The organism is Citrobacter sp. RHB36-C18, assembly GCF_013814485.1.
GTDB lineage: Bacteria > Pseudomonadota > Gammaproteobacteria > Enterobacterales > Enterobacteriaceae > Citrobacter > Citrobacter braakii.
The window spans coordinates 3,569,256-3,580,829 of sequence record NZ_CP057125.1 but is presented as its reverse complement, the minus strand read 5'-3'; the positions used below and the strand labels follow the sequence as shown (position 1 = coordinate 3,580,829).

The following is an 11,574-nucleotide window of genomic DNA, read 5'->3' as shown; positions in this document are numbered from 1 at the left end:
GCACATCCCTTGCAATATCCCTCTCGTGTATCTGCAGCCACTACTGAATTCTGACTGGAGGGGATCTATGAAGCTGGTTACCGTGGTAATCAAACCGTTCAAACTGGAAGACGTCCGTGAAGCATTGTCGTCTATTGGTATTCAGGGGCTGACCGTCACCGAAGTGAAGGGGTTTGGCCGACAGAAAGGTCATGCTGAGCTGTACCGTGGGGCTGAATATAGCGTCAATTTTCTGCCGAAGGTGAAGATTGATGTGGCGATTGCCGACGACCAACTGGATGGCGTGATTGATGTCATCAGTAAGGCGGCATACACCGGAAAAATTGGCGACGGCAAAATCTTCGTCGCCGAGCTGCAACGTGTGATTCGTATTCGTACCGGCGAAGCCGACGAAGCCGCACTGTAACGTCTGGCACACAGTGATAGGAAACCAAAAAATGAAGATAGCAACGATGAAAACAGGTATTGCTTCACTGGCGCTGCTGCCGGGACTGGCGATGGCGGCACCGGCGGTTGCGGATAAAGCGGATAACGCTTTTATGATGATCTGTACCGCGTTGGTGCTGTTTATGACCATCCCTGGTATTGCGCTGTTCTACGGCGGTTTGATTCGCGGTAAGAACGTGCTGTCGATGCTGACTCAGGTCACGGTGACATTCGCTCTGGTTTGTATTTTATGGGTGGTTTATGGCTACTCACTGGCCTTTGGTGAAGGAAATAATTTCTTCGGCAACTTCAACTGGGTATTGCTGAAGAATATTGCGCTGACGGCGGTAACGGGGAGCTTCTACCAGTACATTCACGTTGCTTTTCAGGGCTCGTTCGCCTGCATCACCGTTGGGCTAATCGTCGGTGCGCTGGCTGAACGTATTCGCTTCTCCGCGGTGCTGATTTTTGTGGTGGTATGGTTAACGCTGTCGTACATCCCCATTGCCCATATGGTCTGGGGCGGCGGCTTGCTGGCTTCCCACGGCGCGCTGGATTTTGCCGGCGGAACGGTTGTGCACATCAACGCGGCGATTGCTGGTCTGGTAGGCGCGTATCTGATTGGCAAACGTGTCGGTTTTGGCAAAGAAGCTTTTAAACCGCATAACCTGCCGATGGTCTTCACCGGTACCGCTATTCTCTACATTGGTTGGTTTGGCTTTAACGCTGGTTCAGCGGGTACGGCAAATGAAATCGCCGCACTGGCCTTCGTCAATACCGTGGTCGCCACCGCTGCAGCCATCCTCGGATGGATCTTCGGTGAATGGGCGCTGCGTGGTAAACCGTCTCTGCTGGGCGCCTGCTCTGGCGCCATTGCGGGTCTGGTGGGCGTAACACCTGCATGTGGCTATATCGGTGTCGGCGGCGCGCTGATTATCGGTGTCGTTGCGGGTCTGGCAGGCCTGTGGGGCGTGACCATGCTGAAGCGTTTTCTGCGTGTGGACGATCCGTGTGACGTGTTTGGCGTTCACGGCGTGTGCGGCATTGTCGGCTGTATCCTGACCGGAGTTTTCGCTGCCAGCTCTTTGGGAGGCGTCGGCTTTGCCGAGGGCGTGACCATGGGGCATCAGCTGCTGGTGCAACTGGAAAGCGTGGCGATCACCATCGTCTGGTCTGGCGTGGTGGCTTTCATTGGCTATAAGCTGGCGGATATGACGGTTGGTTTGCGCGTACCGGAAGAGCAGGAGCGCGAAGGTCTGGATGTAAACAGTCACGGCGAGAACGCTTACAACGCCTGATTCTCAATTTGCCGGATGGCAACGCTTTTGCGCCACCATCCGGTAATTCTCAATTGCGATTACGCATTACCCCTTCCTGTACGGTAGAAGCGACCAGCACGCCATCCTGGGTATAAAACTCTCCGCGTACAAAGCCCCGGGCACCGGATGCCGAAGTACTCTCGACGTTATACAGCAGCCATTCATTGATATTAAACGGACGGTGGAACCACATGGAATGGTCAATGGTGGCGATCTGAATCCCTTTTTCCAGGAAGCCAATCCCGTACGGTTGCAGCGCAACAGGCAGGAAGTTCAGGTCTGAGGCATAACCCAGCAGATACTGATGGACGCGCAGATCGTCCTGCAGCACGCCGTTAGCTCGGATCCATACCTGGCGCGTCGGAGGTGCGACGTGACCTTTTAGGGGGTTATGAAACTCGACAGGGCGTACTTCCAACGGACGATCGTTGATAAATTTTTCTTTCAACAGCGGCGGCAGCAAATGCGCCACTGAGTGGGCAATTTCCGTTTCTGATTTCAGCTCATCGGGACCCGGCGCATCTGGCATGGTTTTCTGATGTTCAAATCCGTCTTCCGGTGCCTGAAAAGAGGCAGTCATGTAAAAAATGGGTTTACCATTCTGGATCGCGGCAACGCGGCGCGCGCTGAAGCTGTTACCATCACGCAGGACTTCCACATCATAGATGATGGGCTTTTGGCTATCGCCGGGGCGTAAAAAGTAGCTGTGAAAAGAGTGTACCAGACGCTCTTCCGGTACGGTTTCTTTTGCGGCATATAGCGCCTGACCGACAACCTGTCCCCCAAAAACCTGACGTAACCCTAAGTCTTCACTTTGGCCCCGAAAGAGTCCTTCTTCAATTTTTTCCAGATTTAACAATGTCAGCAAATTTTTCAGTGCCAGACTCATACGTGCTCTCCAGGTGATATCGATGTCGCAGCGAGGTAGGCAGAGTATAACGCAATTTTAAAAGTGGTCCGATGGGTGCAATTGTCTGAATTACTGGCCTATTACAGGCAAAAATAGCTGTCTTGTGCCACACTTAGTCACGTTATGTTTTTGTTAACCACTCTTCTGGCGAGGAAAGTTCTCGCTGGTGCATAGATGATAAGGAGAATTTAATGAAACTCGTGCACATGGTAAGTGGTTTAGCGGTTGCAGTCGCTCTGGCGGCCTGTGCCGATAAAAGCGCTGATATTCAGACACCTGCGCCAAGCCCTAATACGTCAATTTCTGACACACAGTCTAAAATTCAGCAGCCAAATGTCTCCGGTACAGTATGGATCCGTCAGAAAGTGGCCTTGCCACCCGATGCGGTACTAACCGTTACGCTGTCAGATGCTTCACTGGCCGATGCGCCGTCAAAAGTGCTGTCGCAAAAAGCGGTTCGTACTGAAGGTAAACAAGCGCCATTCAGCTTTGTATTACCGTTTAACCCGGCAGATATTCAACCTAACGCCCGTATTCTGCTGAGTGCGGCTATTACGGTAAATGATAAACTGGTCTTTATTACTGATACCGTTCAGACGGTCATCAATCAGGGTGGGACTAAAGCTGACCTGACGCTGGTCCCTGTACAGCAAACAGCAGTACCGGTTCAGGCGAGCGGTGGGGCTACTACCACGGTTCCGTCAACGTCACCAACCCAGGTGAATCCGTCATCTGCGGTTCCGGCTCCCACGCAGTACTAAGGTCGTTGTAACCCTCTCCGCCTGGAGAGGGTTAGTACACCCAGCGATAGCGCTGTAAATCGATCTGTCCGCTTCCTGAAACCACTATTCCTTCTGCCAGCAACGCCTGACGTTGTCGTTGCAGGTCGGGACCTGTCAGCGAAATGGCCCCATGGCGATTGACCACCCGATGCCAGGGCAGGGCGCTGCCTTCGGGGAGACGCTTAAGCACGCCGCCTACCTGACGCGCAGCGCGCGGCGATCCCGCAAGCCGGGCAACATCGCCATACGTGGTGACGAAACCTTCGGGGATTGAAGCGACGATTTGCCAGACGCGTTGGGGGAAAGTGTCTTGTATATCCATCATTTATTCCTGCGCTAATCCTCCAGCATAATGCCGAATGGCGAAGGAGTGAAGCCGCATTGCACAAGAAAACAGCATCCGATGCTGGATGGGTTGCAATTACAGGGTGCAGCAGTGATAATGCGCCTGCGCGTTGGTTAACAACGCTCTCAATGGGGGCTCTGTTGGTTCTCCCGCAACACTACTCTGTTTACCAGGTCAGGTCCGGAAGGAAGCAGCCAAGGCAGATGACGTGTGTGCCGGGATGTAGCTGGCAGGGCCCCCACCCAATTCTGCCGTTCGGCAATTTCTCTTCTGTTTATCTTCTTTTCTTTGTCATCGTATCGTCATTTTATTGTCATCAAATACTGTCACTGTGTTTTGGGGATGTTATTTGAGCTTTTGCCGCCGCTATTGCGTTGTAATGACATGGTCTTACATCCGGTGTGTTGTGGCTGACCACAAGGATTTTCTACGATGTCGACCGCTGTATTGAATGTCAAAGTTGATGAGGCGCTAAAAGAAAAGCTTCGCCATTATGCTGAAGTGCATAATGAAAATTTGAGTATCGCCACGGAAAAACTGCTACTGATCGCGTTTTCCGCCATTGAAGAGGTGGGAGTCTCCGCTGAGGATATCGATAGCCAGCATACGGAAGAATCCGTAGTTGATGCACTGACTCCTAAAGAAATCAAAGCATTGCGAAGATTACTGAAGAAGAAAAAATGAAACAACAATCGCTCTCAACCGCCTGTAATTATGGCGAAGCCTGTGAAATGCTGCGCTCCGGTTATGTGAAACACGTTCGTCTGAGCTGGAATGTCGGTAGCGATGAGTTCTTCCGTATTGCCTCCGACTGGTGTGATGCTGGGGCAAAAATTAAGAAAGATGGTGAGAATTTCGTGATTTCCCTGAAGGGTTTTCCGGTTCCTCCTCAGCGGTAGTATTGCCTGGACCTCCTCGTCCATCACGGCATTCAAGAGCGAGTCCTTTAACTCGTCGTTTAGATTATTTTACGCATTTTCCCACTGCTGGCCTGCAAGCGCAGGCTATCCCAAATGGGTTGCAACACTCTGAAGGCGGCACACGCTGTGTCATCCGGCAACGTGAAGGGCATACGCAAAAATCGGTCGAATGCGCCATCAAGGCCGAACCGCGTACCGGTTCCCAACTGAATGCCTGCACTTTCGGCGCGCGTGGCAAAGAGCGTCGCCAGCGTATCAGGCAGTTCAACCCAGAAAGAAAGTCCTCCTTGTGGCTGGGTAAATTGCCATTCCGGGAAATGTGAGTTCATCAGGCGCGAGCACAGGTCTCGCTGTGATGTGAGTCGGCGTCTTCTGTCAGGAAGAAAGTCCTCGGCGTTATCCAGCAGCCAACTGGTGGCGAGTTGTTCAAGCACCGGGGAGCCCAAATCGAAAGTGTCGCGGGTTTGGACCAGCGCGGCAATGGTACGCGCCGACGCCCGAATCCAGCCCAGACGTAATCCGCCCCAAAAGCTTTTCCCTGCTGAACCGAGCAGGATGATTGGGGCATCGCGATTGAATGCGGCAAGCGGCGGTGGCGGTGGTGCGTCATACCACAGGTTCACCATGGTCTCATCGACCACCAACGTCGTGTGGGTTCTTTCAGCAATATCCGCCACGACCTGGCGAGTAGCCGTGTCCATACAGCGCCCGGTCGGGTTGTGAAAATCCGGCATCAGATAGGCCATTCTCGGTGCAGTTTGCGCGATGGTGGCGACCAGACCCGCCGTATCCCAACCGTGCTCGGGCAGCGAAACGCCGACGGGGCGACATGACGCCCCTTGTATTGCTGCAATGGCCAGCGGATAAGTGGGGTGATCTACCACTACGCGATCGCCGGGGCCGGTGAGTAAACGCAGGATCAACGCCAGACCGCTGACCGCGCCGTTCACGACCATTATTTCGTCGGGCTGCGTCGGGAGTCCGCGTTCGCAATAATGCCGGGCGATGGATTCACGCAAAACCGACAGTCCCTGCGGTAGATACCCGGAGCTCAGCAGATGCTGCGGCATTGCGAACAGTGCCTGCTGGTAAGCCTGATGAATTTCAGGACCGGCACTCAGCGCTGCCGTGGACAAATCAAGCGCTGTGCCAGTGCTGGTCCGCGTTGGCACATGGCGAATGTGTTCCGGCAGGATCACCCGTGAACCGCTACCATGTCGGCTTTCCAGATATCCCTCCTCACGCAGTTGCGCCATGGCGCTGGCGACGGTGGTTCGGCTGACTTGCAGAACGGCAGCGAGTTCGCGTTCACCGGGCAAGCGGCTATCCAGCGCCAGTCGCCCATCGAGGATCAGCAAACGTAACGCTTCTGCCAACTGTCGCCAGATGGGCGTTCGCGAGGGACTTTCCTGCCAGTGTCCGAGCAGGCGTTGCAAAGACTGGCTTCCGTAACGGCGAGATGACATAGCAGTCCACTTTTTGAAAACTGGACATTAATCATAGTGCCAATTGCGGTGAAGATGAAAGTTATCTGAGAGTAAGAGGGGAAGAACATGCTGCGTCGTTTATTTCAGCTGTTTATCGGGCTGACGCTGTACGGTGTGTCGACGGCGATGTTTGTCCGTGCCGATTTAGGGGCCGATCCGTGGAACGTGTTTCACCTGGGGGTGGCAAATTTACTGTCGATGAATATCGGCGTGGTGATTATTGCCGTGGGTGTGTTGGTGCTTCTGGCGTGGATACCGCTACGCCAGCGCCCAGGGTTTGGCACGTTAAGCAACGTGATTATGATTGGGCTGGCGGCAGATGTCGCGCTGCTGGTGATTCCGGGATTTGAATCCCTGCTGGCGCGCAGCGGGCTGCTGGTGTCAGCGGTGATACTGAATGCGTTAGCAACCGCTCTGTACATTGGTGCCGGTTTTGGCGCGGGCCCGCGTGACGGTCTGATGACTGGAATTCACGCGCGTACCGGCTGGCCAGTACGACGAATTCGAACCGCAATCGAAGTGTCCGTGTTGCTTATTGGTTGGCTGCTGGGGGGAACCGTTGGGTTTGGAACGGTGCTGTATGCACTGGCTATTGGGCCGCTGATTCAAATTTGCCTGCCATGGTTTTGCCATCAGCCGCAGGCGCGTATTCGTATCAGGAATGCGCCTGGGGCACGATCGCCTGCTGGCGACTAAACTTAACCTCGACTGACGCGGCCGGAATCGGCTTGCCGCGCAGTACACTTCGGAGGTTTTTCTCATGAAGTATGTTGATGGCTTTGTGGTTGCCGTACCCGCTGAAAACAAGGAGGCGTACATTGCGATGGCGGCAAAAGCAGCTCCGCTTTTCAAGGAGCTTGGTGCATTGCGCGTGGTGGAGTGCTGGGCAGATGATGTCCCCGACGGCAAACTGACCGATTTTCGCATGGCTGTGAAAGCGCAGGATCATGAAGAAGTGGTATTCAGCTGGATTGAATACCCTTCCAAAGAGGTCCGCGATGCGGCGAATCAGAAGATGATGTCCGATCCCCGTATGAAGGAATTCGGTGAATCTATGCCATTTGATGGCAAGCGAATGATCTACGGTGGATTTGCGCCCATTATGGAAGAGTGATGTGACTGGCTGTGCGGCGTGCCGCCAGCCATCTCAACATCAACAGCCATGCTAAAGCCGTTTTTCTGCCCACAGAATAAATTCCGCTTTCGGCAGCGCTTTACTGTAGAGCCAGCCCTGACCGTACTGCACGCCGTGCTGGCGTAGCCAAGCTTCCTGATTCTCGGTTTCAATACCTTCTGCCACCATCTCCAGCTTCAGCGTTTTCGCGATCTCGATGATATGCGGCGTGACGTTGTTGTACTCCAGCGCATCGACGAACGATTTGTCGATCTTCAGGATATCCACATCCAGATCCTGCAAATAGCTAAGACTTGAATAGCCGGTACCAAAGTCATCAATATAGATCGAATGGCCTGCCTGTCGGTATTTAGCAATAAACGGCGCGCTGTTTTTTGGGTCGGCAAATTCGCGTTCGGTCAGCTCCAGCGCGATTTGCGCAGGCTTAAGTTGCCAGTGGTTCACCTTCTGGCTTAACAGAGCAGGAAGCGTTTCGGAGGTCAGATCGGCTGACTCAAGGTTAATGGATATATGCTGGTGGGGATATTGACGCAACCATTTTCCTAAATCGTCAAATACGCTTTCAATAATCAAACGGGTGAGCGGCTCTGAAAGCCCGGTCTCTTGCGCCAGTGCGACGAAAATCTCAGGCGACAGATAGCTCCCGTCGGCCTGTGGCCAGCGAGCCAGCGCCTCTGCCCCGACCACTTTCCCCGTTTTGAGCGAGATAATCGGTTGGTAGTAGACCTTGATATCCCGATGCTGGATAGCGTTCTGCAACTGGTGATGAGGGGACTGTAAACGGCGCAAAATACGCAGAATAAAGGCTGCGGTGAGTAAGCCGAGAAGGATCCCTGCCGGCAGCCAGATGAGCGCTTGTCGGTGCCAGCTCTTTTGCAAAGGTACAGTGGATGCCCAGGTTACAACCGTAATGCCCAGTTCGGGGAAGGGGCGGGCGTTATAAATACTGCCGTCTTTCTGCAGATGGGTAATCGAATGCTCTAGTTGCACATGTTGTAAAACATCCGGTGGCAGATCGGTGCTACTGGCTACCACCGTGTTACGCGCGGTACCAATGATAGCGACTTCAATCGGCCATGAGCCAAACGGGATGACATCAATAAAAGAACCGGGATCGATCATCACGACGTAATGCTTGCTACCTAATGCCGCCATAAAACGCTTGATGCCCAAATCGTTTTGCATGGTCAACCATGCGTGGTAGCCATCGGGCGTGATTTTCATTGCTGGAGGAAACGCGGCTGCCCGGCTTCTTTTTTCCAGGGATGAGCATTGTGGAACGTTATCTTTGAGGTACAGCACTTCCTGAATATAGCGATAGCTATATGACAAACGACGCATTTCAAGCAGATGCTCTTCACTACAAGGTTCACCCTGAAAAGCTTCAATATGGCGCAACGCTTTTTTGGCCTGTTCACCTACGCGTTCCGTACGTAATGCGACTCGGGTTGAGAACATATCGAGTTCATCGATAAATTTCGTTTCGACCTGACGATGCGCCAGCCACAGGCTTAAACCTACGGGCGCGAGGATGGAAAGAAACAGCACCCCAGTCACCAGGCTTATCAGATGTCGTGTTATCACAGTGATATCCTTATTAACACAGCGTAGGGAAAGTATATCCGAAAGCCGAAAAAGCTATTCGATTGGCATCATATATTTACGGCCACTTATCATCCCGTTTAACTCTTAATCGCGTAAACCAGGTTGTGATTTATACAAGAGTGGTGTATTTTGATAGTTATGTTATAACGTAACAAATTGAGGTTGCCATGAAGCCGGATATTCATCCTTTTTACCGTACTGTGGTGTTTCACGATACCAGCGCCAATGAATTTTTTAAGGTCGGCTCGACCATTAAAACGGAACGTGAGATTGAGTTTGAGGGGAAAATGTATCCGTACGTGACCCTGGATATCTCTTCCAAATCGCATCCGTACTATACCGGGAAACAAAAAACCTTTGATAATGAAGGCAGTGCAGCACGTTTCCAGAAACGTTTTGGTCATTTTATTGGCACTAAGCGAGGTTAAGATGCAGGTACTCAATTCACTTCGTAGTGCAAAACAGCGTCATCCTGACTGCCAGATAGTGAAACGCAAAGGGCGTTTGTACGTAATCTGCAAAACGAATCCGCGCTTTAAAGCTGTTCAGGGTCGTAAAAAAAGACGTTAGTTTCTTTACCAACATTTCAGGGATTAAAGTGCGTTTCCTTCACCGGGACGCACTTTTTTTATCTGCGTTGAGATGTGGTTACTGGCTGGTCTGGGGGCGGGTTAGCGTAAAGACATCGTAGAACGAGAGTTCACCCTTACGCGATATCATCTTTTGCAGCTGCGCTTTATGTTCGCTATCGACGGAAGGTGAGTGCAGGATGGTATCGATGAGTGAAGGGGGGACAAAGCGCGTGTTATACCATTCCCCGTTATAGCAAACTCTGAAATCCAGTACGTCGATATCTTCAAAGCGGTATCGCGGCGCAACGTCGAAAAAGAAAAACGCGTTGAGTATGACGAACAGAACCACCAGCAGCCATACTGAATCGACTAACGTTTCTGACTGCAGCATCACCGCCAGCGTGGCAAACCACGCAACATACATGCCGATGAACAAGCCGGGATGTTTGCGAATAAAGCTGATGCTAAAGCGCGGTTTGTTGTCGCGCTTTTCGCGAATATTTAAGTCGTCGATGGTTTCGGTAAGCAGGCGCTGTATTTCTGTCATCTCTTGCCTTTGTGGTGTCTGCGATATTCAGATGCGATCGCCCTATTTTAAAAGGGGATACCTTGTGAAGAAAGTAACAGATTAACCACAATTTAGCATAACAGTTACATTTAAGATCACAGCGTTTTGATAATCCTGGCGGGATTGCCCCCAACCACGCAGTTTGCCGGAACGCTTTTCGTGACCACCGCGCCCGAGGCCACAACCACGTTATCACCCAACGTTACGCCAGGGTTTATCACTGCGCGTCCACCTATCCAGACGTTGTGGCCAATAGTCACGGGTTTGCCGAGCTCCATGCCACTGTTTCGCTCGGTGGCATCCAGCGGGTGGGTGGCGGTATAAATATGGACTCCTGGGGCTAACATGCAGTTGTCGCCAATATGGATCGGGCAGACGTCGAGCATAACGCAGTCGAAGTTGGCGTAAAATTCTTTACCGAGATAAATGTTATAGCCGTAATCACAACGAAAAGAGGGTTCAATATAAGCCCCTTCGCTCTGGCCCAACAGCTCATGCAGGATAGCTTGTCGCGCATTTTTTTCATCGGGAGCGGTGAGGTTGTAGCGATGGGTCAACTGACGAGCGCGTAGTCGGTCGTGGCGCAATGTTTCATCCGCCGGGCGATAAAGTTCACCGGCGATCATTTTTTGCTTTTCATTACTCATTACGAATTTCCTGTGTACTGGAGGTCATTTCAACACAGTAAAACGCAATGCAAACAAGGGGAACGTTCCCATTTCTTCGTTGTGATCGTAGTCACGTGATTTGATTTAAATAACCATTGTAAATACGAAAATGGTCAGCCAGACAAATGTACCGCTATACCTGACTTAACCCGTGAGCAATTAGCGAATGAATTTCCAAACAGAAGTTGGAATCTTGTCGTAGAGCTTATTCATAGTCAATTCAGCAAGGCGGTGATCTGCTGCTGAGTAAAATACAGCCAGTTCGTTGTCGGACAATTCATATTTATTTTTTTCAATAACGCGCTCAAGTGTGTCAATTGTCTGACAACGTCGCAGGCGCATCAAATAATCAGTTTTAGTTAATGGTTTATCGGACATAAATCTTACCTATGATTGTAATAATTTTTAACAAGACAAACTAACAGGATTAGCCCTGGTGGCATTGACAAAACAGCGAAACAGTCGATTACCTGACTTCCGCCATTTCTGCAGATCCTGCGTATTAATACCATAACTGCTGAACAACATAAAAGTGTCATCCAGGTATTCATCTATCTGCGCGACCAGCTTATTGTCCTCATTGTACTTAATTTTATAATTAAGTGCGAAGGTTGCAATATGCTCTATCAGTTCATTGAGCTGCAAGCTGGTGGCAGAGGTAGGGTCATTAACCCAGCCATGGTTACTTTGTTCAAGGTTTGCAAGACAGTCATGATACAGGGTTTCGCAGAGAAATTTAAGCTGCGCGATATCATGTCTTTTGGGTGAGTATTCATCCATAACGCATCCCCTTCTTCGTGGCTTAAACTAACCGAACACCTTCGGGATGGATACAA

The 11,574-nt window shown here is 51.5% G+C and carries 16 protein-coding genes, 1 other RNA gene and 1 pseudogene; 10 read left to right on the top strand and 8 right to left on the bottom strand.

Going from position 1 to position 11,574, the window contains the following annotated elements:
• The first annotated feature begins 67 nt into the window (after positions 1-67).
• A complete protein-coding gene (gene glnK / locus HVZ52_RS17185) occupies positions 68-406 on the top strand; it encodes a P-II family nitrogen regulator (protein WP_003021657.1) in 339 nt (112 codons plus the stop codon).
• A gap of 31 nt (positions 407-437) precedes the next feature.
• A complete protein-coding gene (gene amtB, locus HVZ52_RS17180; RefSeq protein ID WP_008783954.1) occupies positions 438-1,724 on the top strand; it encodes an ammonium transporter AmtB in 1,287 nt (428 codons plus the stop codon).
• Between the two features lie 49 nt (positions 1,725-1,773).
• On the opposite strand, the gene tesB is transcribed toward amtB, so the two are convergent.
• Complete coding sequence (gene tesB / locus HVZ52_RS17175; RefSeq protein ID WP_181598513.1) at positions 1,774-2,634, bottom strand: acyl-CoA thioesterase II; 861 nt, start codon at positions 2,632-2,634, stop codon at positions 1,774-1,776.
• Positions 2,635-2,846: 212 nt separating this feature from the next.
• Between tesB and HVZ52_RS17170 the strand changes: the two genes are divergently transcribed.
• Positions 2,847-3,416: a YbaY family lipoprotein gene (locus HVZ52_RS17170; RefSeq protein ID WP_016152063.1), complete on the top strand. Its 570-nt coding sequence runs from the start codon at positions 2,847-2,849 to the stop codon at positions 3,414-3,416.
• Between the two features lie 31 nt (positions 3,417-3,447).
• Here HVZ52_RS17170 and HVZ52_RS17165 read toward each other — a convergent pair.
• Positions 3,448-3,771, bottom strand: a pseudogene (locus tag HVZ52_RS17165) (MGMT family protein); the annotation flags it as partial.
• A gap of 150 nt (positions 3,772-3,921) precedes the next feature.
• Here HVZ52_RS17165 and ffs point away from each other — a divergent pair.
• The 3 genes from ffs to HVZ52_RS17150 all read left to right on the top strand — a co-directional run bounded on the left by ffs (position 3,922) and on the right by HVZ52_RS17150 (position 4,682).
• An RNA gene (gene ffs, locus HVZ52_RS17160) (signal recognition particle sRNA small type) lies at positions 3,922-4,018 on the top strand.
• 197 nt (positions 4,019-4,215) lie between these two features.
• Positions 4,216-4,467 carry a hypothetical protein gene (locus HVZ52_RS17155; protein WP_016152065.1) on the top strand — a complete coding sequence of 84 codons (252 nt, stop codon included), beginning with the start codon at positions 4,216-4,218 and terminating at the stop codon, positions 4,465-4,467.
• The gene (locus HVZ52_RS17150) at positions 4,464-4,682 is read left to right on the top strand and encodes a hypothetical protein (RefSeq protein WP_016152066.1); all 219 of its coding nucleotides are present in this window, start codon (positions 4,464-4,466) and stop codon (positions 4,680-4,682) included. Before HVZ52_RS17155 ends, HVZ52_RS17150 begins: the two co-directional genes overlap by 4 nt.
• Positions 4,683-4,741: 59 nt before the next feature.
• On the opposite strand, the gene HVZ52_RS17145 is transcribed toward HVZ52_RS17150, so the two are convergent.
• Entirely contained in the window at positions 4,742-6,169 is a 1,428-nt protein-coding gene (locus tag HVZ52_RS17145; RefSeq protein ID WP_046276084.1) for a PLP-dependent aminotransferase family protein, read from the bottom strand.
• Positions 6,170-6,256: 87 nt separating this feature from the next.
• On the opposite strand from HVZ52_RS17145, the gene HVZ52_RS17140 reads away from it, so the two are divergent.
• Positions 6,257-6,886, top strand: coding sequence for a membrane protein (locus HVZ52_RS17140; protein ID WP_016152068.1), 630 nt, complete (start codon positions 6,257-6,259; stop codon positions 6,884-6,886).
• Positions 6,887-6,950: 64 nt separating this feature from the next.
• Positions 6,951-7,304 (top strand): DUF1428 family protein, encoded by a 354-nt coding sequence (locus tag HVZ52_RS17135; protein WP_181598512.1) that lies wholly within the window; start codon positions 6,951-6,953, stop codon positions 7,302-7,304.
• A gap of 51 nt (positions 7,305-7,355) precedes the next feature.
• Here the strand turns inward: HVZ52_RS17135 and HVZ52_RS17130 are convergent, their stop codons facing one another.
• Positions 7,356-8,909 carry an EAL domain-containing protein gene (locus HVZ52_RS17130; protein WP_181598511.1) on the bottom strand — a complete coding sequence of 518 codons (1,554 nt, stop codon included), beginning with the start codon at positions 8,907-8,909 and terminating at the stop codon, positions 7,356-7,358.
• Between the two features lie 188 nt (positions 8,910-9,097).
• Here HVZ52_RS17130 and HVZ52_RS17125 point away from each other — a divergent pair, with 188 nt between their 5' ends.
• Together HVZ52_RS17125 and ykgO are read left to right on the top strand one after the other, a co-directional pair.
• Complete coding sequence (locus tag HVZ52_RS17125; RefSeq protein WP_016152070.1) at positions 9,098-9,358, top strand: type B 50S ribosomal protein L31; 261 nt, start codon at positions 9,098-9,100, stop codon at positions 9,356-9,358.
• A gap of 1 nt (position 9,359) precedes the next feature.
• Positions 9,360-9,500 (top strand): type B 50S ribosomal protein L36, encoded by a 141-nt coding sequence (gene ykgO, locus HVZ52_RS17120; RefSeq protein ID WP_005125190.1) that lies wholly within the window; start codon positions 9,360-9,362, stop codon positions 9,498-9,500.
• A 78-nt stretch (positions 9,501-9,578) separates the two neighbouring features.
• On the opposite strand, the gene HVZ52_RS17115 is transcribed toward ykgO, so the two are convergent.
• The 4 genes from HVZ52_RS17115 to tomB form a co-directional block, all read right to left on the bottom strand.
• A complete protein-coding gene (locus HVZ52_RS17115; RefSeq protein WP_016152071.1) occupies positions 9,579-10,049 on the bottom strand; it encodes a YlaC family protein in 471 nt (156 codons plus the stop codon).
• 116 nt (positions 10,050-10,165) lie between these two features.
• Positions 10,166-10,717, bottom strand: coding sequence for a maltose O-acetyltransferase (maa, locus tag HVZ52_RS17110; RefSeq protein WP_016155874.1), 552 nt, complete (start codon positions 10,715-10,717; stop codon positions 10,166-10,168).
• Positions 10,718-10,897: 180 nt separating this feature from the next.
• A complete protein-coding gene (locus tag HVZ52_RS17105; RefSeq protein WP_002892050.1) occupies positions 10,898-11,116 on the bottom strand; it encodes an HHA domain-containing protein in 219 nt (72 codons plus the stop codon).
• Between the two features lie 27 nt (positions 11,117-11,143).
• On the bottom strand, positions 11,144-11,518 hold the full coding sequence (gene tomB / locus HVZ52_RS17100) for an Hha toxicity modulator TomB (RefSeq protein ID WP_019076175.1): 375 nt from the start codon (positions 11,516-11,518) through the stop codon (positions 11,144-11,146).
• Positions 11,519-11,574 lie beyond the last annotated feature (56 nt).